This window comes from Aquimarina sp. I32.4, assembly GCF_002924285.1.
Classification (GTDB): Bacteria; Bacteroidota; Bacteroidia; order Flavobacteriales; family Flavobacteriaceae; genus Aquimarina.
Genome location: NZ_PGUB01000068.1, coordinates 1 through 26,857, shown reverse-complemented (window position 1 = coordinate 26,857; position 26,857 = coordinate 1). Strand labels below are relative to the sequence as shown.

The window sequence follows — 26,857 nt, the reverse complement described above, 5'->3', positions numbered from 1 at the left end:
ATAGTCTACCTAGCTTACTCTCTTTCCAACTTTCCTCTCTTGTTAGGTACATAGCCCCATCTACACTAACATAATGATACCTGATTCATATTCTTTATAAACCAGATTTTTGATAACCGCATTATCAGCATCTTCAATCCATTGTCCATATTTGTGGCAAACACGCTCTATTTGCTTGGCATTGACCCCTGCACCTGTCAAATTATTGATCACATCTTCTGCTTCACTAAATACCAAATACTGACCCATATAGCACATGGTTTCTTGAGCCAAACTACTAATACCCATAAAACCTGGAGATTGAGCAATAACATGAGACTTGCAGGATTCTATCTTTCCAAATCTGGTTTGAAGTTTTTTTTTAAGTTCTTGCTCTTGGGAACACGACCAACAGATAATTGTAAAACTTCTTGCTCAACATTTGACATCATTGCAGCGTACGTAGATTCGTATTGATATCCATTCTCCATACGAGAAGGATCAGATAACCATTGTTCAAAATGTTTGTCGAAGATTAACGAGGCTTGAGTCTTTATATCCATTAAATATGTTTCTAATAAAAATACTAAATTTTAACAAAAAAGGAAATTTGTCGTACACCCTTTTAGACTCTTTATCAATAGCTAGTATTCTATGATTACTAATGGCTATTTCATGAGTATAACGTCCTAAATATTCTATAACATGGTCAGCTTTACCAAAAGAAGCTTTGGCATATACGGCTTACCCTGAGTAAATTTAAGTTGGAAATGGTATTACTTTGTGATTTTCCTCCATGCGATTCTCAAAATCAGGAGCAAGGCCAAAAAGAAGATGATCAGATATTGAAATTTGCCCACAAAGAATACTCCAAAAAACATACGTTGCGCTATATAGGTAATCACAAAAGTAATAGCAACAATAATAAATAAACCCGAAAGCTTATCAAATCCTGGGATTCTTGGCATAGGAACTGTTTTGTTAATAATAAACAGTGCTATAAACATAGAAATTACAGGGACAAAGTACGCCAAAACATCTACCTGAAGTAAGTTGATCTTCAAAAAGAAAAAACTGTATAATAGTATGATCAGAGCCAATAAACCTGGGATGGTTGCTGCATAAACAAGCATACCATAAAAATAGTTTATGGGTGGTTTAAAATTTCTTTGATTTACCACTGCCAATCCCAATAAGGAGAGTACAATAATAACTGCAAAATAACCAAGTATAAGATTCGGATTATTTCCAAACCAGTTAATAATATCTTGTACGCTCATATTTTATTATAACTAATGAAGTGTTATATGTTTTATTATAAAACACTAATATAGTAAAAGAGACGAATAATTCTGTGTGTTTTTTTGATAGTAGTAACAAAATTATCCACTGTAAAATGATGATAGATTGAGTTTCTCAAAATAAAAAGAGTAGGAATAAAATACAGTTAGATAATTATTTTTGATGTATGTGTTTGTTTATTAGTTTTTTATAATTTGTGATAAAAAGCTACTCTTAGTAGAATATGAGATGTTTTCTAAAGAATTTATTTTGTATACCCCCTGAAAACAGGGTGTTCTTTTTTCACTGAAAAAGGTGTTTAGTAAAGTTTTTATATCCCCCATCTTTGCAATGTCATTACAAGTTAATGATATTTTAATAACTAACAACAACAAAAAAAACAAATCATGAAAAAAGTATTTTTAAGCCTTTCCTTACTAGTAGCAGTATTAACAGTATCATGTAAAGGAGAAACAAAAACAAATGATTCTGAAGGTTCAGAAAAAGTAGAAGAAACAACTGAAAAAGCAAAAGAAGAAACTTCTTCTGAAGCAGCTAGTGGTGTACCAACTTTTAGTAACAAAGCAGTTCAGGAGTACGTAAATTCTTATGAAGCGTATATAGAAGAGTACAAAAAAGTAGCAGAAAGTAAAGATATGACAGCTTTTGCTTCTCTTGGAGAAAAAGGACAAGAATTAGGGCAAAAAGCTCAAGAAGTAATGGGTAACCTTTCTCCAGAAGAAGGAAAAAAACTTGGAGATTATATGACAAAAAAAGCTACACAGTTACAAGAACTGTCTAAGAAATTAATGCAGTAAGTAGGTTTATTAATTGATTTTTTTCAGTTAATGGATTGAGTTTGTGTGGGCCTTGTTCTTTTATAGAGCAAGGCCTTTGGGTTTTTATAGGATAGGTAGTGAGAGTAACAAAGCATAAAATACTGCTAAATAAGAGGGTAGTATTTCTTTTCTTGTTATTTAAATTTAATCTAAATTAAGTTGCTTTTATTGGGTCTAAAAAATATCTTTGTACTTTATTTTAAAAAGGTCTAAATAAACATAAAGATGAGAAAGACATTAATTGGATGTATTTTTTTAAGTACATTATTACTTGGCGTAGTTGCATGTTCTAGCGATGATGACACGACCAATGATCAGTCAGTTGTAGAGAAATCTGCAGTAATAGAAAATTATGCAAACCTAGTATATCAGAATTATAAAGATTCATATGATGAGGCAAAAAAAATGCAAACTGCTATAGCTACTTTTGTAGCAACGCCGAATCAAGCTAATTTTGATGCAGCAAAAGCCGCTTGGAAAGCAGCAAGAGAACCATACGGACAAACAGAAGCTTTTCGTTTTGCTAATGGCCCTATTGATGATGATGATGAGCCAGAAGGATTCTTAAACGCGTGGCCTCTTGATGAAGTATATGTGGATTATGTAGATGGATTTCCTAATGATGGAATTATTAATGATATAACAATAACTATTGATAAAGCTACATTATTGGGGTTAAATGGACCAACTCAAGGAAAGGGTGAGAAAAATGTTAGTATTGGATACCATGCGATAGAATTTTTATTGTGGGGGCAAGATCTTACTGATCCTTCTGAGAAAAAAGCAGGGCAAAGACCATACACTGATTTTGTAGATGGCGGAACAGCTGCTAATCAAGATAGAAGAAGAGCCTATTTGGTAGTTTGTGCAGAATTATTACTTGATCACTTACAATCATTGTTAGACGAGTGGAAACCAGGAGGGGCATACAGAACAACATTCTTAGCACTAGATGAAAATATAGCATTAAAAAATATGCTTAAAGGAATAGCAGAATTAGCATCTTCTGAATTAGCGATAGAGAGAATGAATGTTGCATTAGATCTTGCAGATCAAGAAGATGAACATTCTTGTTTTAGTGATAATACGCATAGAGATGTATTATTAAATTTTGAAGGAATTAGAAATGTTTACACTGGTTCTTATGGTACTATAAAAGGTACTTCTTTACAAGATTTGGTTAACGAACAAAATAAGACGTTAGGAGAAAAAATAACACAAACTTTAAATACTGTAGATACTGGTATTTCTAATATTGCAATTCCTTTTGATTTTGCTATTTCAGGAGGTGCAAGTTCTACAGAAGGTAAAAAAGTTCGAGCAGTAGTATTATCTCTTCAAGCATTAGGAAACGAGCTTACAAATGGAGCAACTGCCCTAGGAATAGCACTAAACAATTAACAAAATATTAGTCATAATATCAATACACTGTACTAGGTGAAGTATAATCTTCACCTAGTTTGTTTATTTAAAATGAATAGATTTAATTTAATTATCTTAAAACTTTTTGTAATCATCTTTATTGGATGTAGTAAAGATGATTCTAAAGAGTATACCCTTTTACCAGAAAATGAAGAAGAATTTTCTGGAGGAGAAACCACAGTGTTTGATATATCACCAAATGCTTTTGGTTTTTTTGCTAGGAATTTAACTACAGAACAAGAATTAATTTTTGGAACAGGAAATTCTTTATTTAATCAAAGTTGGGTAACCGCTCCTGCATCTACAATAGCTAGAGATGGGTTAGGCCCTTTTTTTAATGCAAGAGCATGTTCTGGATGTCATTTTAAGGATGGTAGAGGACGTCCCCCAAAATTTGATGGAGAAAAACCTTCTGGACTATTATTTAGATTAAGTGTTCCTGGTGTTAATGCATTAGGAGGAAATCTACCCGATCCCAATTATGGTGGGCAATTTCAAGATGATGTGATACAAGGAATTTTGGTAGAAGGAGATATAAAAATTACATATAAACCTATTACAGTAACCTATCCAGACGGGGCAACGGTTACTCTGCAAGATCCTACTTATAATTTTGTGAATTTAAATTATGGACCCATGGCAGCCAATGTTCAAATTTCACCTAGAGTAGCCAATCAAATGATAGGATTGGGATTATTGGATGCTGTTCCTGAGAGTACATTATTAAGTTATGCAGATGAGTTTGATAGTGATGGTGATGGTATCTCTGGAAGGCCTAATTATGTATATGATATAGAAACCCAATCTGTAAAAATAGGGCGTTTTGGATGGAAGAGTAACCAGCCCAATTTACGACAGCAGGTTGCAGGCGCTTTTTCTGGAGATTTAGGAATTACCACTTCTTTATTTCCCAATGAGAATTGTCCTAATGGAGTAGACTGTGATGCAATTATCAATGGAGGAACTCCTGAAATTCCAGATGAAAATCTTGATAAAGTAACATTTTATTCGGCTGCACTTGCCGTTCCAGCGCGTAGAGATTTTGATAAGCAAGAAATATTAGAAGGGAAACAATTGTTTGAAGATGCAGATTGTGTGGCGTGTCATATTCCTGTATTACAAACAGGAACATATCCCATAAAAGCATTAGAAAACCAAACAATTAGACCCTATACAGATTTACTATTGCATGATATGGGAGACGGACTGGCAGATAATACTCCCGATTTTCTGGCTACAGGAAAAGAATGGAGAACACCTCCTCTTTGGGGAACAGGTCTTATTGAAACAGTAAACGGACATACAAATTTACTTCATGATGGACGAGCACGTACAATTGAAGAGGCAATTTTATGGCATGATGGAGAAGCATTAGCTGCTAAAAATGAATTTATGAACCTTGCAAGTGAGGAAAGAACAAAATTAATAGACTTTATTAAATCACTATAAATGAATTTCTCAATAAAAAAAATAATAGTTATCACTTTGGTAGTAATAAGCATTATAGCTGCTTTACTTGGGTGTGATAGCGATTCAGGATCTGAACCTGATATGGAATTTCACAAAAAAAATCAATTAACTACCATTTATAAATATGGTATATCCCCTTTAAATATTGATTTTGTAAAAGAGACAACTATTCTTGTAGAGGTTATAAAACGTTTTCAGAGTGATGCTACTTTGGTAAACTTAGAAGAAGCTCAAAAACAATGGAAAGCAATTCAAAAGGTATGGAAACAATTAGAACTTTATGACTTAGGCAATATTGCCAGTAGTTTTATTAGTTTCGAGATCAACCGTTGGCCGTCAGACATACAAAGAATTGATACAAATATCAAAGGTACTCAAGTGCTAAATTCATCTTTTATTACTTCTTTAGGGTCTTCATCAAAAGGGATTTCAGGTATTGAATATTTATTGTTTTCTAGTATAGAAAATACAAGTGTACTAGATATGTATACTACAGATACCTATGCCTCGCGCAGGATGGAATATCTATTGGCCTTGAGTGAAGATTTACAAACAAAATCAATAGCATTACAGGCACTCTGGCAAACTCATGGAGATGGATTTACAACAGCATTAGAGAATGGTATTAGTGGTAGTCAAAATCTGGTAGTTAATGCAATGGTAGCCTTGATAGAAGAAGTTATTCTTAGCAAATTAGGAAAACCATTAGGAGATTCAAATGGAGGAACTGTAGATACACAACTGCTAGAAGCATACTATAGCGAGTTTTCAAAAGAAATACTACAACAACATTTGATAGCATTACAAATGTGTTATACTGGTAATTTTGGGCAAAATACAGAGCAGGAAGGATTTGATGATATTTTAGAGTTGATAGGCAGTAAAGATGTAGCCGATAAATTAATAGAACAGTTCTCAGTATGTCAATCTGCTATTGATGCAATACAAGGAAGTTTACAAGAAGAGATAATCTCTAAACCAGCAGCAGTTGTAGCCCTCAAAAACTCGTTTAGAGATCTATTGGTACTTATCAAAATTGATATGGCTAATAGGTTAGGAACTACTATAACATTTAATGATAACGATGGTGATTGATAAAAAATAGAGAACTGAGATTACTTCTTTTTAAAAAAGTTGTCGATCAAAAAATAGCTTCAGGCAAGAATAAATGTTTCGTAATTGATAGTTTTTTTGAATAAATATGAGATTACTATATATGCCTCAAGTGTGATAGGGATGCTATTTTTTTAGCATCCCTATTTTTTTATAGAGGAAACTTTATGATATTTTTTTTAATTATATATTACTCTATGAAATTTATCATTGTTATATACGACAAAGTATGTGAAAAAATCTGTGATATAGCGATTAAAAGTTGCTTAAAATAGAAAAAAGGTATTTAAAATGATTCTAAAAAGTAATTTAATGTTTTTTTGTGAGTTAAAGTTATTGGATGAATCGATTAGAACCTTAAATTTGTAAACCTTATATAAAAAGAATTTTTGTGATTCAAGATTTTGTTATAGCTATTTTATGGAGCCTTTCTCCGTTTGGAGAGGCCAAAGTAGGGATTCCCTACGGTATGTACAATGGACTAAATATTTATTTGGTGTTTGTAGCATGCTTTTTGGCTAATGTGCTTGTTTTTCCTTTGATGATATTTTTTCTGGAAAAAGTAAATAGTTACCTGTTGAAATGGACATTCTATAAAAAAGCAGCCATATATGTTGCAAGAAAAGCAAAAGTTGGATCAGAAGGTAAGATCAAAAAATATGGCTTCTGGGGGCTTTTATTTTTTGTAATGATTCCTCTTCCTGGTACAGGAGTCTATGCAGGTAGTATTGCTACTTATTTATTTAAAATAAGAAAAAGAGAAGCTTTTGTAGCTAATAGCATAGGTATATTTTTCTCTTCTGTTATTGTATGGGGAACAACTCTACTTACTATCAAAGGAGTTGCCTAATTATTTTTTTGAATTCTTTTTGCTAAACCTGACAAAAGTCATTGATAATGAGAGTAAAACATAGTAGCATTGATATATAAATGCATTTATGGAAATATCAAACGACATTGTTTTAAGACCAAGGTTTTTTAAAGATTTAAAAATCCCACCAGAAAAAGCGTTGGAAGCCTTTGAAAAAATAGCAAAAACTTCTCCAGATTTTAAAATAAGTAGAGTAGATCATCATGTTTTTATTCGTATTCCCAAAAAAGAACAACACTTCTGGTCACCTCAATTGCATCTCGAAATTTACGAAACAACAGAAACGCAAACAGAGTTAAAAGGGCTTTTTGGTCCTAGTCCAACCGTTTGGACACTTTTTATGTTCCTACACTTTATAGTTGCTATATTATTTATAAGCGCAGGAATTTGGATGTATGTAAATATGACTCTCGATCAATCGTTTATTTTTCCTGTAGTTGGTATGATTTTCCTTTTAATAGTATGGTTTGTGCTCTATTTTGCAGGACGATTAGGTAGAGAAGCAGGTGCAACACAAATGAAAGAGTTATACCTGTTTATGAAAAGTACTTTGGAATCTGTATAATATTCTATATTTTTTATAGCAAAATAAGTAAAATTAACTCCCTTTTAATTGCTTGTTTTTCAGTTGTTTATTGTTTTTTTTAAAATTATTTTCATTTTTTTTCTTCAGTTTCAAAATACGGTACTCCTATACATTAATATTGCGTCAGAAAACGAATAGTAGATTCTATATAGACTTTAAGAGATTACAGATAGCCCAGATTTGTACTTTAAATCCTTGCAATTGTGTTTAATAAAATCTGTTTCTCATCAATCTGTAATTAATAATAATAAAAAACGGTAAACCAGAGAAAGAAATAGTATAAAATAATTATGTTTATAGAGAATATGGTTGTTTTGTTTTTAGAAAATGGATTTGACAGTACTAAACATATGGAAGGGGTAAAAGTATTTACTTTGGAGAAAAAGTATAGCAAAAGAATATGCAGTTACTGGAACTTATGATCCATATTTGATAGAGGTAAAAGTCCCAAAATCTTGGATAAATAATTATGTAGATGAATAACCCTGATAGCGCGGATTTGTAATCCGTGCAGTTATTAAAGATTGTAATATGATTTTATAGATAAAAGCTACTGTAATAGGTAATTTTTATGATTTGTAGATTTTGGCTATATTTTTAGAAATTGATAGTGATGATTTTTGTTGGGTTATACTAAATAGATTGATTTAGTAGTGGTAGGGAAATAAACTTGTTCTGTGTTAAAATCAAAATAAAGTATTCTTTTATATGGTACATTTGATATTCAAAAAAGAGTGATTTTTATAATTAGAAACTGTGCAAGCAAAACAGAATCATTATATAAGAAATACGAACAAGGTATTGGATTATATCGATAAGAATTTAGAGAAATCTTTTTCACTAGAAGAACTATCGTTGATAGCCAGTTTCTCAAAATTTCATTTTCGAAGAATATTTATTGCTATTGTAGGAGAATCCCCTTTTCAATATATAGTAAGACTTCGTTTAGAAAAATCAGCATCACTCATTATATCTCAACCACATAAAAGTTTATCAGAGATAGCCTATCAATGTGGTTTCTCTGATCTTTCTATTTTTTCTAGAAGTTTTAAAAAACATTTCAATACTACAGCATCTTCCTATAAAAAAGAAGCCATTCAAAAAAGCAATAATAGTCAAACGAATAGCAATATTCGACATAAGAAAGATAAGATCGACCCATACTTTTGTCCAGAATCTAAAACAATAAAATGGACAAGTACTATGAAGATTATTAAAAATGTTGAAGTAAGAACACTTTCTAAAATGACGGTGGCTTATAATAGAAGTTTAGGCCCTTATAAAGGAAATAATGAATTGTATCAAAAACATAGAGGAGAGCTCTTTGCTTGGGCAGCATCAAAAGAATTGATGAGTAATGAGGATTTTAAATACTTGATCGTTTACCATGATAACCCAAAAGTAACTCTTAATGATACACAAAGAATGAGTTTATGTGTAACAATCCCTAAGGAGACAGAAACAGACGGTATTATAGGAAAAATGAATATTGAAGAAGGAAAGTATGTCGTTTGTCAGTTTGAGATGTCTGCACAGGATTTTCCAAAAGCATGGGACTGGATTTATGGGCAGTGGTTTCCTACTAATAATTATGTTCCCGATGATAAACCATATTTTGAATTGTATCCAGAGCAACCAAAAGGAGAAATATTCAAAGTTGAGTTTTATGTACCCGTAAAAGCTATTTAAGAAAATGCAATTGAGGGTATGAGATACTAGAAAAGAGCTGAATAAATAATTCAGCTCTTTTCTAGTATCTTTGTTTATGAGCCAAACATTAGTATAAAATAGATCATATTTTATACATAAGATCAAGTAAGAAACCTTTTTCTATCAAAAATTAAATGTAGCAAGAATCGGGTTTTATGACCTTCAGAACCTACATACTTTTGTATCATAAAATATAATAAAATGACAGATCAAGAGCATGTTAATTACAATCGAATAGCAGAAGCTATAACGTATATCAAAGAAAATTTTAAAGAGCAACCTTCTTTAAACACGATTGCAGATAGTGTACATATAAGCCCATATCATTTTCAACGTCTTTTTACCGATTGGGCAGGCGTAAGTCCTAAAAAGTTTATGCAGTATTTAAGTATCAATTATGCCAAACAATTACTAAAAGAGAAACAAGCTACATTATTTGATACAGCACATCAAACAGGTTTATCGGGTACAAGTCGTTTGCATGATTTATTTATTAATATTGAAGGAATGACTCCTGGAGAATATAAAAACGGAGGAGAGAACCTTTTTATAAATTACAGTTTTGCCGAAAGCCCGTTTGGAAATATTATTGTAGCATCTACCAAAAAAGGAATCTGCCATATAGAATTTTTTGAAGATAAGAAGGAAGCCCTAATAAAAATGAAAGGTAGATTCCCAAATGCCAACTACAATCAGGTTGTAGATACTACACAACAAAATGCACTGTTCATATTTCAAAACGATTGGAGTAGACTCAATCAGATAAAATTGCACTTACAAGGAACACCATTTCAGTTAAAAGTATGGGAAACCTTGTTAAAAATTCCAATGGGTAAGCTATCAACATATGGGGCAATAGCAAAAGAAATAGATAACCCCAACGCATCAAGAGCCATAGGAACAGCAATAGGTAGTAATCCAGTGGCATTTTTGATTCCTTGCCATAGAGTCATTCAATCTACAGGAAATATTGGAGGATATATGTGGGGAAGCACTAGAAAATCAGCAATAATTGGTTGGGAAGCTGCAAAAACCAATGGGTAAATGGAGAGGTTAATTACAAAAATTAAAGCTATTGATTGGGATGATATTGCTTTGAATATGAATAAAAAAGGATATGCCATTATCCCAAAATTAATATCAGAAAAGCAATGTAAGGCATTACTCAATATGTATGACGAACCTATGGCATATAGAAAAACGGTAACCATGGAGCGTTATCGTTTTGGTCTGGGAGAATACAAGTATTTTGACTACCCATTGCCAGAAATAATTCAAACCCTTAGAGAGCAGATATATCCAAAATTAGCACCAATAGCCAATTTATGGATGAAAGTTTTAAAAATAGAAAAAAAATTTCCAGACTCATTGTATGAATTACAGAAACAATGTCATGGTGCCAATCAATTAAAACCAACTCCATTAATTTTGAAGTATGGTAAAGGAGGGTACAATACCTTGCATCAAGATTTATATGGAGAGGTGTATTTTCCGCTTCAAGCGGTATTATTTTTAAACGAGCCAAGTGTTGATTTTGATGGGGGTGAATTTGTGCTTATGCAACAAACACCAAGAGCGCAATCTAAAGCGATAGTACTACAACCTAAAAGAGGAGATATGCTTATTTTTACAACTAATTTTAGACCTGTAAAAGGAAAGAAAGGATATTATAGAACACATATGAAACATGGTGTAAGTGAATTACATCGTGGTACAAGACATACAGTAGGCATAATTTTTCATGATGCAATTAGCTAGGGTATGATAGCGCATAATGTTATTTTGGATCGTGATTTACGTATTAAAATTAAGAGGAAAGAAATTCTTTTGGGAGGTAATAAGAACTTAAAGATTTATGGTAAGTTAGGCTGTAAATCTGGTAAACGAATGAAACGTAAAAACCGAGTGTTCTTTTCTAGTGAAAAGGAAGCTTTACAGAATAATTTTCGTCCGTGTGGTCATTGTATGAATAAGGAATATAAAAAATGGAAAAATGAAGCTGTTTAATATAGAAGTGGATGCCACAAAAAATTGGCTCCCAAAAGAAGGAGAAGTATATTATTATGGTACGTTACTTAATCAAACGGAAGCAAATCAATATCTAGAATCCTTATTAAATACTATCGAGTGGCGCAATGATGAGGCAATAATTTTTGGGAAAAAGATACTTACCAAACGCAAAGTAGCTTGGTATGGCGAAAAACCTTTTGAGTATACGTACTCCAAAACTACAAAACTAGCTTTACCCTGGACAGCGGAGCTATTAGAGTTAAAAACAAAAGTAGAACAAAAAACGGGTGAAACATTTAATTCTTGCTTGTTAAACCTATATCACAATGGGAGCGAAGGCATGGCTTGGCATAGTGATGCTGAAAAAGATTTGAAAAAAAACGGAGCTATAGCGTCTTTGAGCTTTGGAGCAGAACGAAAATTTGCCTTTAAGCATAAAATAACCAAAGAGAAAGTTGAACTGATGCTGGAACACGGTAGCCTACTGGTAATGAAAGGAACTACCCAAACAAATTGGTTACATCGATTACCACAAACAAAATTAATACATACTCCCAGAGTGAACTTAACTTTTAGAACCATTGAGGAAATTAATAGATAGCTACTAAAAATATACTCAAAAGTTGATTTATCTACCTTGAATAGATAGGATAATAGAAGAAATTCTTCAACATTTCAAAAAAAAAATACATTTACTGTAACAGTCATCTATGTGTTGTGTCTAAATCGTAAACCAAACAAAAACAAAAAGTTTATGATGTACAAAACACATTCAAAATTATTGATAGTCATGCTATTTTGTGTGATTTCAATACCAATTAATAGTAACGCTCAAACTAAAAAAGAAAAAAAGATGACAACAGAACAAAAAAATGTATTAACAGCTATAGAAAAAATGACAGAAGCTTTTCAAAACAAAGATATTGATAGAGTCATGGCCAGTTATGAGCAAGATGCTGTCGTAGTATTTGAACCAGAAACACCAATATCTGATCCTAAAGTTTTGAGAGAAATGTTTAAGGAAATGGCTATGATAAATCCTATTTTTACCTATAGTGGACATGAAGTTTTTATTACAGGAACTATAGCAACTCATATTGCACCATGGGAAATGACTGCAAAAACACCTGATGGAATAGAAATTAAACAGAATGGATTATCTATTGCAGTGCTAAGAAAACAAGAAGATGGAAAATGGCTTATGATTTTTGATAATCCTCATGGTCAATTTTTAATGAATAAATAATAGTATAATCGTATTAAAATTTTGTCCTTGTATCTACAAGGGCAAAATTTTATAATTCATAAAACACAAAATGCGTAGTACATCATTTGATATAACAGTGTCTGACACTATTTTGATAGAAAAATCTCTTGCTGGTGATAAAATTGCACTAGAAAACCTGATTAAAAAGCATCAGGATTGGATTTATAACGTTGCCTTGACATTTACTGGTGATAGCGAGGAAGCCGCAGATTTAACACAAGAGGTGTTAATAAAAGTAGTTACAAAACTAGCTTCATTTCAGCAAAAAAGTAATTTTAAAACATGGGTATATCGTATTGTGAAAAATCATTTTTTGAACACGAAAAGAGGTAAATATGAAACTAATTCATTATCATTTGATGAATTTGGACAAGGACTTGACCAATTACCAAATGAACCTCTTTCTAATTACTCTTTTGAAGTTGAAAATAAATTATTGGTAAAGGAAGCAAAAATAAGTTGTATGAAAGGAATGCTGTTATGCCTTGATAGAGAACAACGAATGATATATATAATTGGAGAATTGTTTGAGTTTGCAGACTCGATTGGTAGTGAAATAATGGAGGTTTCTAAAGAAAATTTTAGAGTCAAATTGCATAGAACAAAAAAACAATTGTATAATTTTATGAATAATAAATGCGGACTTATCAATAAAAAGAACCCTTGTCGTTGTGCTAGAAAAACTGCGGGTTTTATAAAAATGGGATTTGTTGACCCAGTAAACCTACATTTTCAGAAGAAAACGATTACTAGTATCAATAAGGTAATAGATAAAAAAATAGAAACATATAAAGAAGAAATAACTTCTGAATATCAAAAGTTATATCAAGAACATCCATTTGTACAAAGCCCTATTATGTTACAGTCTATTAAGGATTTACTCTCTTCAAAAACTATAAAAGAAACTTTTAACTTTGAATAAGAGAAATATATCAATATCAGCTTTTGGGTTTGTGATAACCTAAATTTTACTGATTAAAAGAACATTTTTTTGAGAGCTTATATTTATAAAGGATGTAATGTGTTTAAAAATTGTAAGACTCCATTTCTATAACTTGATCCTATAGGAAGTTCTCTTTCATTCACTTCAATATCTTGTTTGGTAAATGCATTAATGTAAGGAACATGTACAAGATAGGAACGATGTATCCTTAAGAATTGAGCACCTAGTCTTTTTTGCATTACGCCAATGTTTTCTTTGGTTTTAATGGATCCTGTTCGCGTATGAAATGTTACATAATCTTTGAAGCTTTCTATATAATACACATCATCTAGAACTAGTTTAATTTTTTTATGTCCCTGCGTTATGAATATTGAAGAAGCTTGTTGTTCTATTTTTTCAGTATTTTCTATTTTCGAGCCTTTGTTCATCTCATTTAGAAATTTCTGGATTGCCATAAAGAAACGATCAAAAATGATAGGTTTCAATAAATAATCCAATGCATTTACCTCAAAACCTTCTAGCGCATATTCTCGATATGCCGTTGTGAATATGACTTTAGGTTTTTTTACTAAACTTTTGAAAAAATCAGTCCCTTTTATTACAGGCATATTAATATCTAGAAATAGCAGGTCAATATGTTCTTGAGAAAGCCATGTAGAAGCCTCTAAGGCATTACTACAACTTCCTACAGCTGTAAGATTAGGGATTCTAGATACATATTCTTCTATAAGTTCAACAGCCAAAGGTTCATCATCAACTATTAAACAATTGTAGGTTACAGACATATTTGAAGTTGTGTTTTGTATGTATTTTCTGTATTAGTAACTTTTAACTCATGTGTTTTTGGGTAGAGAAGCTCGAGTTGTTTTCTTACATTAAGAAGCCCCAAAGCCTTGCGTTCTGAGGTTACATTCTTTTTGGGAGGTTTAGAATTTTTTAATTCAAAATATAATTGATCACCAGTATTTGCTACTTTTATTTGAATAGTAGCCATATTAATCTCCTCAGATACTCCATGTTTAAAAGCATTTTCTACAAATGTCAATAACAGTAGAGGGGCAATTTTTTCTGCTCCTGTGATAGATTCATCAAAAATCACGTTAACTCTTTTGCCGTACCGTATCTGTTCTAGTTCCAGATATTTATTTATGAGGGTTAGTTCATCTCTCAAAAGAACATATTTCTTATCACAACGATACAGCATATAATCTAAAATGTGAGATAAATTTTCTATGACTTTGATTGTCTTTTCAGACTTTTTTAGAGCAAGTAGATATAAACTATTTAATGTATTAAATAAAAAATGTGGGTTTAATTGATTTTTTAACGCATTCAATTCTGCTTCTCGTTTTTTTTCATGTAGTTCAAGAAGTTTTTGTTTCTCTATATAAAATGAAATAGCTACCAGAATTACACAAGGGTAGGCATAGTATAAAGATGTAGAAAAAAAATGATTAAAATTGAAATAGATACTTTGAAAACTGGTAGACTCAAACCGTTGTAAATAGGTTGTATAGGTTGTTGAGTAATTAGGAACCAAATAATATACAAGATAAGAAGTACATAAGGCATGAATAATTGCAAATAATGCCAGTAGAGAAATCGCAAATACAGTACTTCCTTTTTTGTTTAAAATTTTAGGAAGCAATAACCAACTCATAGTATAAGCAAAAAGCATTTGTAATAAAACCTTAAAGGTATATACCTCAATAAGTTCTGTAAAAGTTGAATAGTACCAATTGGCACTAGCTATAGAGAATACTAGGACACAACACCAAAATGCCAAATGCCACCATAGATTATTACGAAGATTGAGTTTTTTCATTGGTATAAAAATAACTGGATATTCTAAGATAGCAATATTTATCAAAATAAGATTGTATCGATGACAAAGAAGCAATTTGCGCATATGAATACATATTAACCACAGAATTAATTAAAATAGCATGGTAATCTGCATATTGATATGCATAAAAGTACTGAACGTCTACTTTCTATTTTTTGGATATTTCTAACCTATACATTTGATCAAAATGATAAAAACTGTTATATGAAATATTTGATCTTATTAGTCTCATTTCTTTGTAGTTCTATTGTGGTTGCACAAAACACAGGCACTATTTCTGGAACTATCTTGGATAAAAACTTACAAGAACCACTTGCATTTTCTAGTGTAGTAGTAAAAGATGATAAAGGAACTATTGTGATGGGAACGATTACAGAAGATTCTGGGCAGTTTATACTTACAGATCTTGCACCGCAAACTTATACTATAGAGATAGAATTTATAGGGTATAAATCTCAGCAACATAGTATTGAATTGAAATCAGGAGTATCTGTAAAGGATTTGACAATATATCTTGAAGAGAATGTAGAAATGCTAGAGGGGGTACTAGTTACCGCTCAAAAATCAACTATAGAACAACGGATAGATAGAAAAATTGTAAATGTGGGAAAAGATTTGATTTCACAAGGGCCTTCAGCGATTGATTTAATGAATAATCTACCCTCTGTAAATATCAATTCAGATGGTAATGTTACCTTCCGCGGAAGCGAAAATGTTAGAATTCTTATTGATGGTAAATTAAGCAATCTCGAAAACTCAGGAGATATTCTTCAACAAATACCATCTAATACTATTAAAAAAATAGAACTGATCACGAATCCTTCTGCAAAATATAACCCAGATGGCCTAAACGGAATTATCAATGTAGTATTAAAAAAATCAATCAAGACAGGATGGAATCTAGGGGTAAACTCAAGTGCTATCATTGCACAAAGAGAACGGTATAACAACAGTTTTTCGTTTAATTTTAAACCAGGAACAACCAATTTTTATGTAGAATATGCAAACAGGTTTGGAGATCAGATCACTGATGGTCGTGTGAACAGGTTTGATCTTAATTCTAATCAGACGACCAGAAATATCAATAATAGAAAGTCTAATAATATAAAACTGGGCGCAGATTTTTATTTATCTGATACGCATACACTTTCGTTATTTACAAATCAGAATTTTTACAATGCTCAATTTGATGGAGATAAGCAAGTTGTATTTAAACAAAATGAAAGCGAAAATTTTGGACTAAATGATCTCTTAAAACGAAATAATCATACACAGATATATAATTTGGATTATAAGTGGTTGTTTGATAAAGACTCACACTTTTTGGAACTAGAGGCAGATTATAATAATTATGATGGCGAGGTAGCTAACAGTTTTAATTTTTCAGGGAACACTCAAATTCCTTCTTATAATGAAAATGTAGATGATCAACGAACTGTTTTAACCCTCAATATTGATTATAGTCTTCCTGTTTCCAGTAATTCAAAAATTGAATTAGGAGTAGAAACTCGTATGAATGCTATCGATAATACATATAGTGTTTCTAATCCCAATTTATTAAACTCTGTATTAAACTATGATCGAGATATTTTCTCTTCTTACTTTATGTGGGGATCATCTGTTGGTAAATTTAAATTTAACCTAGGATCAAGGTTTGAGTATTATTTGGTCAATGCTTCTTTTGATCAAGAAACTATGGATATAACGAATTTTGATCAAAAATTATTTAATGTATTTCCGTCTGTATTTATTGAATACAAAGCCAATGCAGAAAGCCCACATCAATATCAACTAAGTTACGGTAGGAGGATAGAGCGTCCATCTTTTAACCAGATTAATCCGATTAGACAAGCTACCACCCCTCAAATAATAGCAACAGGTAACTTACAATTAACCCCTCAGTTTAGTAATGCATTAGAAATTAATTATCTCTATCGTTTTGCTAAAAATTCAATTAGCTTGAGTGGGTTTTATAGAAAGATTGAGGATGAAATCAATAGAATTGGAATTTTTGATCAGGAGGATCCTAATTTGTTACGATTGAGCTATGATAATTTTGAGAGTAATGATGCATATGGTGTAGAGTTAGGTGTGAATTTTGAAATTACCAATTGGTGGCGTTTTAATTCGAATCTAGAGCTGTACTCTAGGCAACAACAAGGAATCATAGACGGTACAGAGGTATCTGTTCAGAATACACTTGCCAATATAAAGCTGACTAATAGTTTTAAAATCAGTAAAAATGTAAGAGCATCATTATTTGGATTTTATAGTGGCAGGCAAGAAATCCTACAATATGCACTCAAACCAAATTATTATATGAATGCAGGGGTACGTTATAATTTTGCTAAAGGTAAAGGGAGTTTAAGTATCAATGTAAATGATGTGTTTGGAACACAACGATTTGCTTTTGAGACCTATAGAACGGTTTTTCAGGAAGGAGAATTTTTACGAGATACGCAACAACTCTTTATAGGAGCTTCCTATCGTTTTGGAGGAAAGGTAAGGTCAATCTCTAGAAAAAAACGTGATAAAAATATCAAAGCAGATAAATTTCTATAAACTCAGCAAAAAATGTATAATCTTTAAAAAAATAATAAAATAAAAAATGCAGAGGAGGTCAAATCAATCAATCAATTTGTTTTAGCCAAATAGAAGTATTTGTAATAGTCAATGTATTGGGGTCATTTAATAAATTATAAGACTTCTATTTGTGGCATCACTTTTTTGAGTGATGCCATTTTTTTCATCTAAATTATATAAAGGTTTTTATACGTAGAGTTTTAATATCCATTCTTTTAATTTTGAGCTAATTAATTCTGGATTGTCTTCTTGAATAAAATGTGTTCCTGAACCAATATTTACAGCCTCTATATTAGGGATATTCTCTATAATCCAATTTCTAACAGGTTCTGGCATAAAGGCTCCTGGTTCTGCATAGAAAAATAACTTAGGGATAGTTGATTGCTGTAGTTTCTCTCTATAGTTTTTAACAATAAATGATGTTAATTCTGGTTTACCGTTTAAAGGCACTTGAGATACGAATTTCCAAATAGGTTTTCGACTATTTACTGTTTTAAAAGGGCTTTTGTATGCTTCTAATTCATCCTTGGTAAAATCACGAACTACCCATGTTGGCAGAACATCATTTAAGAAAATATTATCTTCAGCAATCATTTTCCACCCATTTTCCCCTCGTAATTGTTTAAAAAAATCAAGCGTATTTTTATCAAAGTAAGAACCAATATCCTGTATAATTCCTTCCATAAAAGCAATTCCTTTTACATTCTCGGGATGATTTGCAAAGTAATTAAACCCTAGACCAGAACCCCAATCATGCATAACCAAGATGATGTTCTTAAGATCTAATTGTTTAATAAGAGTTTCTAAGTAAGCATATTGCTCTAGGTAGGTATAATCAATTGTAGGTTTATCAGATTTTCCCATTCCTATTAAGTCAGGAATATAGATAGAATGTCCTGTTTCTAGGATTTTAGGGGCAATATTTCTCCATAGATAACTATTAGAAGGATTGCCATGAAGAAAAAGAATAGGATCTCCTTTTCCTTTTTCATTAGAAAGAACATGCATTTTACTTCCTAATACTTCATGATAGGTTGATTTAAAGAGTGGGTTATTTATAGACATAGCTTTTTTAATGTGTTATTTAAGTATTTATTGAGCAAATTTAAATACATTTGATATATAAAGAAAATGAATTGTTTTTATTATAATCATAAAATAAATGAATATATCTCTTAAGAACCTAAAACTGGTAAATGTTATAGTAAAAGAAGGTTCTATAACTAGGGCATCTGAAAAACTATTTCTTTCTCAACCAGCATTGAGTCATCAGTTAAAAAAATTAGAAGAAGAATTAGGTCTTAAGGTTTTCAATAGAATAAATAAAAAACTTGTACTCACAGAGACAGGGCAAATACTTTTTAATACATCAGAAAAGATATTGGTATCTTTTATTCAACTTAATAACCAAATTGAGGAGGTTAAAAATGGAAAAAAGAGATCAATTCGCATAACTACAGAATGTTATACGACGTATCATTGGTTGTCAAAAGTAGTTGAAGGATTTAGGAAAGAGAATGAGAATATAGCTATAGATATTGTAATAGAAGCGACTAAAGAACCTCTTAAGTATTTACTAGAAGGTAAAATAGATTTAGCTATTGTGAGTACCATGAGTAGTCACCCATCTATTCATTTTCAACCTGTAATACAAGATGAAATGATGGTATTAATTGCAAGAGAAAATAACTTAGCTCACCATAGGATTATTGATTTACCTGATCTGATAGAACAAAATTTGATTCTTTATGATTTACCAGAAGAAAAAAATTATGTACTTACTCATATTTTACAGAATAATAAAGAAACTGTAAAATCAATTCAGAAAGTACAACTTACAGAAGCTATTATTCAATTAGTTCGAGCTAATTTGGGGATTACAATTATGGCAAAATGGGCTCTTGACCCTTTTTTACAGGATGCGCAATTGAAGGCTGTACCTTTTAAATCTACTAGAGGTATGCGAACATGGTATACTGCCAGTCTAAATAAAACCTCAGAATTAGAAATATTATTTGCAGCGCAAATAAAAATAGCCTTAACTTAAGCTTCATAATAATGCAAAATGGGAGATTTAATACAGTTAAATAAAGAAAATATATCAGACGAACATATCTGTTGCGCAATATCTGATAAGAAATGCTCTGATAGTTATCAAGCAAAAAAAGACTGGTTGACAAAAGAGTTTGATAATGGGTATGTTTTTAAAAGGATTGATGAAAGAGCAAAAGTCTTTATAGAATATGGGCCAGCAGAGAATGCCTGGATTCCGATAACAGCACCGAATTATTTGAACATTAATTGTTTTTGGGTTTCAGGAAAGTATAAAAAGAATGGATACGGAAAAGAACTTTTGAAAACAGCTATTGATGATGCCAAAAACCAAGGAAAAGATGGTTTGGTAACAGTAGTAGGAACCAAGAAATTTCATTTTATGAGTGATACAAAATGGTTTTTAAAACAAGAATTTGAAGAAGTGGAGAGAATTTCTAGTGGATTTAGCTTATTGGTAAAGAAAATAAATTCAAAAGCTGAATTACCTAAATTTAATGAATCTGTAAAAAGTGGAGAATGTGCTGAGAAAAAAGGAATTGTTGTTTATTATTCTAATCGTTGTCCTTTTGCAGAGTTTCATGCAAAAAACTCTTTGATTGAAACTGCAAAAAATAGAAAACTTCCATTAAAAATAATTAAAATAGAAACGATAGAAGAGGCTAGATCTGCTCCAAGTCCAGCAACTATTTTTAGTCTATTTTATAATGGTAAATTTATGACAACAGATATTAGTGTTTGTATGGATACAAGGTATGATATGGTAATAAGTAAATTGTTGTAATAATGAATGTTATGTGTTTGTGTGTTATTGTATAGAAAAAAAGTACTTATGTTAGATACTATTTCTGGTAACATTTCTAATTATTAAGACATACACAAAGAAACAACAATTAAGAATGAAAAAAAGAAGTCTATTGATAGTTTCGGCATGTATGTTATTATTTATATCACTTAATGCTCAAGAAACGAATTTTAAATTCGGAATAAAAGGAGGGGGGAACTATGCAAAATATACTGTGGATTTGACTAGTACAGGAATGGATCCTTCAGAATTTAAAAGAAAAATAGGTTTTTATTTTGGAGGGTTTGTAGGTATAAAGGTTAATGAAAAAATAAAAATTCAACCAGAAGTGCTTTTTGCATTACAAGGGGCTAAAATTTTGACAGAAGGGATTGAGCTAAGAGGAGGGCCTAATGAGATACCTATAGCAGGGGACTTTGAAGCAAATATTGATGAATCAATAATCATAGCTCCTATTGCGATGCAATATTTTTTTACTGAGAATTTTTATATGGAAGCAGGACCACAATTTGGCTATATAATTAATATCAAAGAAAACATTAAAGAAAACCCTTTTGAAGAATTTGGAGTCAATAACACAACGATATATTTTTTATCTGATTATAATAAACTTGATTTTGAATTACTAATAGGAGCAGGTTATAAATTATCTAATAATTTGGGACTTAATAGTAGATTTTTATTTGGTTTAACTGAAAGAGGTGATTCTATGAAAGCATCAGTTTTTAATCTAGGAATTGAATATACATTGTAAATATTTGCATTATAATAAGATAAAATGGATAGATCAAAATAGCTTATAAACCCTAGATTATTCAATGTTTCTATTATTGAATATTTCATAATAAAAATCTAGTAGTAATAGAGTTTTGAAAATCGAGTTTGAAATCTTAACTTTGTAGTCCAAATTATAACCTATATTATTATGCGTGGAGTAAGTATTTTTAGTGTGAGTAGAGTAGTACTTACACTGATAGTTTCGTGTTTTTTTATTCAAGGAAATGCACAAAATGACCAAATAGCACTTAGAGCTATTGGTAAAAAAGAATTTTCTGTTAAGAGTCTCAATGGGATACCATATACAGTAGTTATAGAATCAAGTAATAATGACGGTCAGTTTCATTTAGGAAGTACAGGTAGGCTTACTTTTAAGATAGATGATATGATCGATACGAGAAGTACACTAAGAATTGTATTTGAAGAAGAGATATATCATTCTCTTGAAGATAAGCTGCTAGAACAATATAAAGCCGATATAAAGTGGATACAATCTGAACTTGAAATCAAAGAAAGTGAACTCAAGATGTTTCCAACTCGTCCAGTATTTACAGATGCTGGTTTAGAGAAACTAAAAGGCAAGGTGTTTGAATATGTAACCAACGATAGAAAAGAAAGTTATTTTAACAAATGGATAGAAAAGATCAACTATTCTGTTGGAGCAGTAGGTTTCTTTAGAGAATTATATGGAGCATCTAACGGAGAGGATAATTCACAACGACATAATTTCTTACCGATTAATATCCATGAAGAATTAAATAATTAGATAGTTGTTATATATAATAACAACTATCTAATTATTTTGTGTAAGCTATTTATTTACTAAATAAGATTTTAACAATCTTTAATCTTAGTAATCAAGCCCATTTTTTATTTAACCAGAAATTAAGAAAAAAGCCTAAAATTTGGTAGTAATAAAACAAAAGAAAGACCAATTAAAAGCAAATACCAATGAAAATAATTATGGTTGTTGATGAAACATCAAACAAAGAAAACTATAAAGTATACTAAAAAGGCAAGAAAACCTATTTCCCGATACAAAAATTAGCAAAGATATTACCCAGTAAATCATCGCTTGTAATTTCTCCTGTGATCTCACCAAAATGGTATAAAGCCTGACGAATATCTATCGCCATAAGATCTCCTGAAAGTCCTGTGTCTAGACCATATTGTACTTTTTGGATTTCTTCTAAGGCTTTTAATAGTGCATCATAATGACGAGAATTTGTGACAATGGTTTCATTATTGCGTAAAGCACCTGTATTTACAAATTCCAGAAGTTTGTTTTGTAGCTCCTCAACACCAGTATTGTGTTTAGCAGAAAGTAAGTGAATTCTCTCTATTTCAGATTTCAGAGTAGAAGTTTGATTATCATTGAGCTTATCAACTTTGTTAGCAACAATAATCAATGGTTTTTGAGGGTGTTTATTTGTGATTTTTCCTATTTCAGTTTTTAGTTCATGTATACTTTCGTCAGTTAATAAAGAGCCATCAACCAAATAGATAACTACTTGTGCCTGTTCAATCTTTTCAAAAGTCTTTTGTATTCCGATACTTTCTACTACATCTTTGGTTTCTCGGATTCCTGCAGTATCAATAAATCGAAATCCGATTCCTCCAATAATGATTTCATCCTCTATAGTATCTCTTGTAGTACCAGCGATATCAGATACAATAGCGCGTTCCTCATTGAGTAATGCATTAAGTAATGTAGATTTACCAACATTAGGTTCTCCTACAATTGCAACAGGAATTCCATTTTTTATTACGTTTCCTACAGCAAAAGAATCAATAAGACGTTTTAATACTTTAGTAATTCTAGCAATAAGATCCTTAAATTGAGTACGATCTGCAAACTCCACATCCTCTTCTGCAAAATCCAGTTCTAATTCTATGAGAGAAGCAAAATTTAAGAGTTCCTCTCTAAGCATTTTAATTTCATTACTAAACCCACCCCTCATTTGTTGCATGGCAATTTGGTGAGAAGCCTCAGAGTCAGAAGATATCAAATCAGCAACAGCTTCTGCTTGTGATAAATCTAGTTTAGCATTTATAAATGCTCTAAGCGTAAATTCCCCAGCATTTGCAGCTCTACAACCGCTGCGTAGTAGCAATTGAATAATTTCTTGTTGAATATATGTAGAGCCATGACAAGAAATTTCTATAGTGGGCTCACCAGTATAAGAGCTAGTACCTTTAAAAACAGAAATCAGCACCTCATCCAATACACGTTCTCCATCTATGATATGACCTAAATGTATCGTATGACTTTTTTGATCTAGTAATTTTTTGCCTTTAATAGACTTGAATAACGGAGAACAAATAGTAACTGCATCTTTTCCTGAAACACGGATAACGGCTATTGCACCGGCTCCTGAGGGTGTTGCCAAAGCTACTATGGTATCTTGAATAATCATACGTTAAAATATCAAAAAGCAAAAATAGACATTAATACAGATATTATAAATTTTGGTTAACATTTTTGATGAGTTATTTTTATTTTATATCTTGTGAGAGGAAGATGAGGAATATTTTAACGATTGTAGTTAATTTATTCCTTAAAAAAGAATAGGAAAATTTATTGATTGTAACTGGTTAAAGTTTTAAAAAAAAAGTCAATTGGTTGAGTTGTAGTAGTATGATGAATCATATTATTACAGTGTACTTTAAATAGTAACTAAATTTAATGTCAAATCAATAAAAATTATTCTTATTCTTATGAATTACACACACACAAACATCACTCAAGTTAATTGCCGATATCCCATATCACAAAAGTATGTACTTATATGCTTGGCATTTTTATTCATCTCTTATACTGGTTTTGCTCAGGATGAGCTACCAAGGCACTATACAGAGTATGATATACAAATACGATCAGATAGTGGTCAAGGTAAAAATAGTTCACAGGTTATTACGCGAACTATATCAGAAAAAGGAGCTACTTGGTTACGATTATTTCTAAAAGATGTAAACTTAGGGAATAAAAGTACATTGACTATTACATCTGTATTAGACGGAGCTACGCAAACATTAAATTCCAAAACAATAAAAGATTGGAAAAATACAACAGCCTATTTTAACGGAGATGAAGTTATTCTGAAATTAATAATAGCATCAGGAGAAAGTTCCATTGGTATTGGTATCAAGGAGCTAGGAGTCGGAGAAAAACATCAAGGATCAAAAACTCAATGCGGATCAACAGACGACAGAGTTGATTCTGCTGATAATGCTATTGGACGAATAGTGCCTATTGGTTGTACAGGTTGGATCATAACCAATGGTAGATTGGTAACTGCAGGACATTGTGCCCGTAGTAGAGCACAATTAATAGAGTTTAATGTGCCCAAATCTAACCCAGACAGAACCATTGTACATCCAGGGCCAGAAGATCAATATCCAATAGGTAATTTTGTCACACCATATTCAAGTAGTGCTAGTCCAGCCAATGATTGGGCAGTATTTACTGCAAGTGCAAACTCACAAACAGGGCAAACACCAATACAAGCACAAGGCAAATCATTTAATGTAGTACAAAGTGCCCCTGGGAATAATATAACCATTACTGGATATGGTACTGATACAGGTATAGATAACCAAACTCAACAGATTCATACAGGGCCATTATCATCAGTAGATAATACATTTGTTAGATATATAACAGATACTACAGGAGGTAATTCAGGAAGTCCAATTATTGATACAGCTACAGGAAATGCTGTAGGAGTTCATGCTTACGGAGGTTGCTCTGGTTCAGGGGGGGCTAATTATGGAGGACGAGCAACAATACCTGCATTTTGGGATGCTATGGGGTTAGATGGAAACCCACCACCACCACCTCCATGTACAATAATCGATTTTAATGATTTCCAGATTACACCTTTTTCAAATCAAGATGGAACAGGTGATTTTTCTGTACAAAGCGGTGGAAACTCCTTATCATTGCAAAATAATACATGGAAATATATCTCTATGAATTATAATGTAACTGCTAATACAGTAATAGAATTTCAGTTCAGTAGTTCTTCTCAAGGAGAAATACATGCAGTTGGTTTTGAAAATGATAACGCATTGACTCCATCAAGATATTTCAGGGTTTATGGTACCCAGAACTATGGAGTAGGTAATTATGATAATTATTCGGGGTCAGGAACCAAAACATATACAATACCAGTAGGTAATTTTTATACTGGTGCTATGGATAGATTGGTTTTTATTAATGATAATGATGTGGGTAGCGGAAACTCTTCTATATTCAGTAATGTGAAAATTTATGAAGGATCATGTGGTCAATCTGCAACTTCAGAAGATTTAATAGCTGAATTAGAGTCTGTTACACCTATATTAGGAAAAGATAATGAAAGTGATTTATCAGGATTAAAAATCTCACCAAATCCAACTCAAGATAGTTTTTCTTTGAATGTAAATCCACAAGTAAAAGGAACTGTTACTGCAACAATCTATACTATATTAGGAAGTAAAAAAGGAAAAATAGAACTTCAACCAGGAATAAATACGATATCAACTCGTAGTTTGTCTTTGGGGGTAGGTATTTATCTTATCAAAATTGATAACGGAGAAGAATCTACAACAAAAAAATTAATTGTAAACTAAAATTAAATAGATAAAAAGACATTAATTTAGTTAATATTTTAGGAAACACTCTTATGTTATACTCATAAGAGTGTTTTTTATTACATGATTTAATGTGTAAAATTGTAACAAAATAGGGGAGTGTACGTCATATAAGTAGTGATTGCTAATATTTTTAGCAATTCATCAATCATCAATCAAAAAATGTAAATTATGAAAAAAGACAGATCATTATTAGTCGTTACCCATTTATCACAATTATTAGACCTTATTACTGGATTTGGAGGATTTGTAGTGCCATTAATACTATGGTTAACTCAAAGAGAAAGAGTTATGGCAATGGATGAGCACGGAAAATCAATTATGAATTTTCAGATAAGTATGTTTATTTATGCTATTATCTGTGTTCCGTTAACATTTATATTTGGCTTAGGGGCAATAGGATTAACTATCATAGCAGTACTATGTGTTGTATTTCCTGTGATCAATGCAATAAAAGTAAACAAAGGAGAACGACCATCATATCCATTATCAATAGAGATTATTAAATGATTAAAAAAAAAGAGAGAGGGAATTCCGAGGGCACTGAAAAAGTCCTTTAAAAGGATAAAATACGAGGAGTGAAAACGACAATGTTTTCGCTCCTTTTTTGTATCTTAAATCTTGAATTTAAGATGCTTATTTATGTTGGTGCAACAGCAAGAAATGCA

General features: G+C 31.4%; 27 protein-coding genes and 1 pseudogene. 20 read left to right on the top strand and 8 right to left on the bottom strand.

The window, feature by feature from the left end; all coding sequences use genetic code 11:
• Positions 1-60 precede the first annotated feature (60 nt).
• The 4 genes and pseudogenes from CVD18_RS14875 to CVD18_RS14865 all read right to left on the bottom strand — a co-directional run bounded on the left by CVD18_RS14875 (position 61) and on the right by CVD18_RS14865 (position 1,259).
• Positions 61-288 carry a hypothetical protein gene (locus CVD18_RS14875; protein ID WP_103866230.1) on the bottom strand — a complete coding sequence of 76 codons (228 nt, stop codon included), beginning with the start codon at positions 286-288 and terminating at the stop codon, positions 61-63.
• Positions 289-329: 41 nt separating this feature from the next.
• A complete protein-coding gene (locus CVD18_RS22380) occupies positions 330-542 on the bottom strand; it encodes a hypothetical protein (protein ID WP_103864000.1) in 213 nt (70 codons plus the stop codon).
• A 64-nt stretch (positions 543-606) separates the two neighbouring features.
• Positions 607-720 (bottom strand): annotated as a pseudogene (locus tag CVD18_RS14870) (transposase); the annotation flags it as partial.
• Positions 721-755: 35 nt separating this feature from the next.
• Positions 756-1,259, bottom strand: coding sequence for a hypothetical protein (locus tag CVD18_RS14865; RefSeq protein WP_103866229.1), 504 nt, complete (start codon positions 1,257-1,259; stop codon positions 756-758).
• Positions 1,260-1,667: 408 nt separating this feature from the next.
• Here CVD18_RS14865 and CVD18_RS14860 point away from each other — a divergent pair, with 408 nt between their 5' ends.
• The 13 genes from CVD18_RS14860 (at position 1,668) to CVD18_RS14800 (ending at position 13,470) form a co-directional block, all read left to right on the top strand.
• Entirely contained in the window at positions 1,668-2,078 is a 411-nt protein-coding gene (locus tag CVD18_RS14860; protein WP_103866228.1) for a hypothetical protein, read from the top strand.
• A gap of 246 nt (positions 2,079-2,324) precedes the next feature.
• Positions 2,325-3,500, top strand: coding sequence for an imelysin family protein (locus CVD18_RS14855; RefSeq protein ID WP_103866227.1), 1,176 nt, complete (start codon positions 2,325-2,327; stop codon positions 3,498-3,500).
• Between the two features lie 72 nt (positions 3,501-3,572).
• On the top strand, positions 3,573-4,970 hold the full coding sequence (locus CVD18_RS14850) for a di-heme oxidoredictase family protein (RefSeq protein ID WP_103866226.1): 1,398 nt from the start codon (positions 3,573-3,575) through the stop codon (positions 4,968-4,970).
• Positions 4,971-6,086 (top strand): imelysin family protein, encoded by a 1,116-nt coding sequence (locus CVD18_RS14845; protein ID WP_103866225.1) that lies wholly within the window; start codon positions 4,971-4,973, stop codon positions 6,084-6,086.
• A 409-nt stretch (positions 6,087-6,495) separates the two neighbouring features.
• The gene (locus CVD18_RS14840; protein ID WP_103866224.1) at positions 6,496-6,954 is read left to right on the top strand and encodes a small multi-drug export protein; all 459 of its coding nucleotides are present in this window, start codon (positions 6,496-6,498) and stop codon (positions 6,952-6,954) included.
• An 88-nt stretch (positions 6,955-7,042) separates the two neighbouring features.
• A complete protein-coding gene (locus CVD18_RS14835; protein WP_103866223.1) occupies positions 7,043-7,540 on the top strand; it encodes a GTP-binding protein in 498 nt (165 codons plus the stop codon).
• 777 nt (positions 7,541-8,317) lie between these two features.
• On the top strand, positions 8,318-9,250 hold the full coding sequence (locus CVD18_RS14830) for a GyrI-like domain-containing protein (protein WP_103866222.1): 933 nt from the start codon (positions 8,318-8,320) through the stop codon (positions 9,248-9,250).
• A 222-nt stretch (positions 9,251-9,472) separates the two neighbouring features.
• Positions 9,473-10,315, top strand: a complete 843-nt coding sequence (locus tag CVD18_RS14825; RefSeq protein WP_103866221.1) for a methylated-DNA--[protein]-cysteine S-methyltransferase — start codon at positions 9,473-9,475, stop codon at positions 10,313-10,315.
• Positions 10,316-11,029, top strand: coding sequence for a 2OG-Fe(II) oxygenase (locus CVD18_RS14820; protein ID WP_103866220.1), 714 nt, complete (start codon positions 10,316-10,318; stop codon positions 11,027-11,029).
• A gap of 3 nt (positions 11,030-11,032) precedes the next feature.
• Positions 11,033-11,278, top strand: a complete 246-nt coding sequence (locus CVD18_RS14815) for an Ada metal-binding domain-containing protein (protein WP_103866219.1) — start codon at positions 11,033-11,035, stop codon at positions 11,276-11,278.
• On the top strand, positions 11,265-11,882 hold the full coding sequence (locus tag CVD18_RS14810; protein WP_103866218.1) for an alpha-ketoglutarate-dependent dioxygenase AlkB: 618 nt from the start codon (positions 11,265-11,267) through the stop codon (positions 11,880-11,882). Before CVD18_RS14815 ends, CVD18_RS14810 begins: the two co-directional genes overlap by 14 nt.
• 252 nt (positions 11,883-12,134) lie before the next feature.
• Complete coding sequence (locus CVD18_RS14805) at positions 12,135-12,527, top strand: DUF4440 domain-containing protein (protein WP_158250471.1); 393 nt, start codon at positions 12,135-12,137, stop codon at positions 12,525-12,527.
• 70 nt (positions 12,528-12,597) lie between these two features.
• Positions 12,598-13,470, top strand: coding sequence for an RNA polymerase sigma factor (locus CVD18_RS14800; protein ID WP_103866216.1), 873 nt, complete (start codon positions 12,598-12,600; stop codon positions 13,468-13,470).
• 83 nt (positions 13,471-13,553) lie between these two features.
• On the opposite strand, the gene CVD18_RS14795 is transcribed toward CVD18_RS14800, so the two are convergent.
• Both CVD18_RS14795 and CVD18_RS14790 read right to left on the bottom strand, forming a co-directional pair.
• Positions 13,554-14,276 carry a LytTR family DNA-binding domain-containing protein gene (locus CVD18_RS14795; protein WP_103866215.1) on the bottom strand — a complete coding sequence of 241 codons (723 nt, stop codon included), beginning with the start codon at positions 14,274-14,276 and terminating at the stop codon, positions 13,554-13,556.
• A complete protein-coding gene (locus CVD18_RS14790) occupies positions 14,267-15,316 on the bottom strand; it encodes a sensor histidine kinase (RefSeq protein ID WP_158250470.1) in 1,050 nt (349 codons plus the stop codon). Before CVD18_RS14790 ends, CVD18_RS14795 begins: the two co-directional genes overlap by 10 nt.
• A 225-nt stretch (positions 15,317-15,541) precedes the next feature.
• On the opposite strand from CVD18_RS14790, the gene CVD18_RS14785 reads away from it, so the two are divergent.
• Entirely contained in the window at positions 15,542-17,899 is a 2,358-nt protein-coding gene (locus CVD18_RS14785; RefSeq protein WP_158250469.1) for a TonB-dependent receptor domain-containing protein, read from the top strand.
• Between the two features lie 207 nt (positions 17,900-18,106).
• Here CVD18_RS14785 and CVD18_RS14780 read toward each other — a convergent pair whose 3' ends face one another.
• Entirely contained in the window at positions 18,107-18,985 is an 879-nt protein-coding gene (locus tag CVD18_RS14780) for a haloalkane dehalogenase (RefSeq protein ID WP_103866212.1), read from the bottom strand.
• 97 nt (positions 18,986-19,082) lie between these two features.
• Here CVD18_RS14780 and CVD18_RS14775 point away from each other — a divergent pair, with 97 nt between their 5' ends.
• The 4 genes from CVD18_RS14775 to CVD18_RS14760 all read left to right on the top strand — a co-directional run bounded on the left by CVD18_RS14775 (position 19,083) and on the right by CVD18_RS14760 (position 22,320).
• A complete protein-coding gene (locus CVD18_RS14775) occupies positions 19,083-19,967 on the top strand; it encodes a LysR family transcriptional regulator (protein WP_103866211.1) in 885 nt (294 codons plus the stop codon).
• 18 nt (positions 19,968-19,985) lie between these two features.
• Complete coding sequence (locus tag CVD18_RS14770) at positions 19,986-20,756, top strand: N-acetyltransferase (protein WP_103866210.1); 771 nt, start codon at positions 19,986-19,988, stop codon at positions 20,754-20,756.
• Positions 20,757-20,871: 115 nt separating this feature from the next.
• Positions 20,872-21,531 (top strand): porin family protein, encoded by a 660-nt coding sequence (locus tag CVD18_RS14765; RefSeq protein ID WP_103866209.1) that lies wholly within the window; start codon positions 20,872-20,874, stop codon positions 21,529-21,531.
• Positions 21,532-21,702: 171 nt separating this feature from the next.
• On the top strand, positions 21,703-22,320 hold the full coding sequence (locus CVD18_RS14760) for a hypothetical protein (RefSeq protein ID WP_103866208.1): 618 nt from the start codon (positions 21,703-21,705) through the stop codon (positions 22,318-22,320).
• A 259-nt stretch (positions 22,321-22,579) separates the two neighbouring features.
• On the opposite strand, the gene mnmE is transcribed toward CVD18_RS14760, so the two are convergent.
• Entirely contained in the window at positions 22,580-23,971 is a 1,392-nt protein-coding gene (gene mnmE / locus CVD18_RS14755) for a tRNA uridine-5-carboxymethylaminomethyl(34) synthesis GTPase MnmE (RefSeq protein WP_103866207.1), read from the bottom strand.
• Between the two features lie 301 nt (positions 23,972-24,272).
• On the opposite strand from mnmE, the gene CVD18_RS14750 reads away from it, so the two are divergent.
• Positions 24,273-26,168: a trypsin-like peptidase domain-containing protein gene (locus tag CVD18_RS14750; RefSeq protein ID WP_103866206.1), complete on the top strand. Its 1,896-nt coding sequence runs from the start codon at positions 24,273-24,275 to the stop codon at positions 26,166-26,168.
• Between the two features lie 192 nt (positions 26,169-26,360).
• Positions 26,361-26,699 carry a DUF4870 domain-containing protein gene (locus tag CVD18_RS14745; protein ID WP_103866205.1) on the top strand — a complete coding sequence of 113 codons (339 nt, stop codon included), beginning with the start codon at positions 26,361-26,363 and terminating at the stop codon, positions 26,697-26,699.
• Positions 26,700-26,857: the final 158 nt, after the last annotated feature.

Bases quoted from the DNA above. Each gene is read 5' to 3' on its own strand.
- CVD18_RS14875 (WP_103866230.1), bottom strand. From the start codon at position 288: ATGGGTATTAGTAGTTTGGCTCAAGAAACCATGTGCTATATGGGTCAG.
- CVD18_RS22380 (WP_103864000.1), bottom strand. From the start codon at position 542: ATGGATATAAAGACTCAAGCCTCGTTAATCTTCGACAAACATTTTGAA.
- CVD18_RS14865 (WP_103866229.1), bottom strand. From the start codon at position 1,259: ATGAGCGTACAAGATATTATTAACTGGTTTGGAAATAATCCGAATCTT.
- CVD18_RS14860 (WP_103866228.1), top strand. From the start codon at position 1,668: ATGAAAAAAGTATTTTTAAGCCTTTCCTTACTAGTAGCAGTATTAACA.
- CVD18_RS14855 (WP_103866227.1), top strand. From the start codon at position 2,325: ATGAGAAAGACATTAATTGGATGTATTTTTTTAAGTACATTATTACTT.
- CVD18_RS14850 (WP_103866226.1), top strand. From the start codon at position 3,573: ATGAATAGATTTAATTTAATTATCTTAAAACTTTTTGTAATCATCTTT.
- CVD18_RS14845 (WP_103866225.1), top strand. From the start codon at position 4,971: ATGAATTTCTCAATAAAAAAAATAATAGTTATCACTTTGGTAGTAATA.
- CVD18_RS14835 (WP_103866223.1), top strand. From the start codon at position 7,043: ATGGAAATATCAAACGACATTGTTTTAAGACCAAGGTTTTTTAAAGAT.
- CVD18_RS14825 (WP_103866221.1), top strand. From the start codon at position 9,473: ATGACAGATCAAGAGCATGTTAATTACAATCGAATAGCAGAAGCTATA.
- CVD18_RS14820 (WP_103866220.1), top strand. From the start codon at position 10,316: ATGGAGAGGTTAATTACAAAAATTAAAGCTATTGATTGGGATGATATT.
- CVD18_RS14815 (WP_103866219.1), top strand. From the start codon at position 11,033: ATGATAGCGCATAATGTTATTTTGGATCGTGATTTACGTATTAAAATT.
- CVD18_RS14810 (WP_103866218.1), top strand. From the start codon at position 11,265: ATGAAGCTGTTTAATATAGAAGTGGATGCCACAAAAAATTGGCTCCCA.
- CVD18_RS14805 (WP_158250471.1), top strand. From the start codon at position 12,135: ATGACAACAGAACAAAAAAATGTATTAACAGCTATAGAAAAAATGACA.
- CVD18_RS14800 (WP_103866216.1), top strand. From the start codon at position 12,598: ATGCGTAGTACATCATTTGATATAACAGTGTCTGACACTATTTTGATA.
- CVD18_RS14795 (WP_103866215.1), bottom strand. From the start codon at position 14,276: ATGTCTGTAACCTACAATTGTTTAATAGTTGATGATGAACCTTTGGCT.
- CVD18_RS14790 (WP_158250470.1), bottom strand. From the start codon at position 15,316: ATGAAAAAACTCAATCTTCGTAATAATCTATGGTGGCATTTGGCATTT.
- CVD18_RS14785 (WP_158250469.1), top strand. From the start codon at position 15,542: ATGAAATATTTGATCTTATTAGTCTCATTTCTTTGTAGTTCTATTGTG.
- CVD18_RS14780 (WP_103866212.1), bottom strand. From the start codon at position 18,985: ATGTCTATAAATAACCCACTCTTTAAATCAACCTATCATGAAGTATTA.
- CVD18_RS14775 (WP_103866211.1), top strand. From the start codon at position 19,083: ATGAATATATCTCTTAAGAACCTAAAACTGGTAAATGTTATAGTAAAA.
- CVD18_RS14770 (WP_103866210.1), top strand. From the start codon at position 19,986: ATGGGAGATTTAATACAGTTAAATAAAGAAAATATATCAGACGAACAT.
- CVD18_RS14765 (WP_103866209.1), top strand. From the start codon at position 20,872: ATGAAAAAAAGAAGTCTATTGATAGTTTCGGCATGTATGTTATTATTT.
- CVD18_RS14760 (WP_103866208.1), top strand. From the start codon at position 21,703: ATGCGTGGAGTAAGTATTTTTAGTGTGAGTAGAGTAGTACTTACACTG.
- mnmE (WP_103866207.1), bottom strand. From the start codon at position 23,971: ATGATTATTCAAGATACCATAGTAGCTTTGGCAACACCCTCAGGAGCC.
- CVD18_RS14750 (WP_103866206.1), top strand. From the start codon at position 24,273: ATGAATTACACACACACAAACATCACTCAAGTTAATTGCCGATATCCC.
- CVD18_RS14745 (WP_103866205.1), top strand. From the start codon at position 26,361: ATGAAAAAAGACAGATCATTATTAGTCGTTACCCATTTATCACAATTA.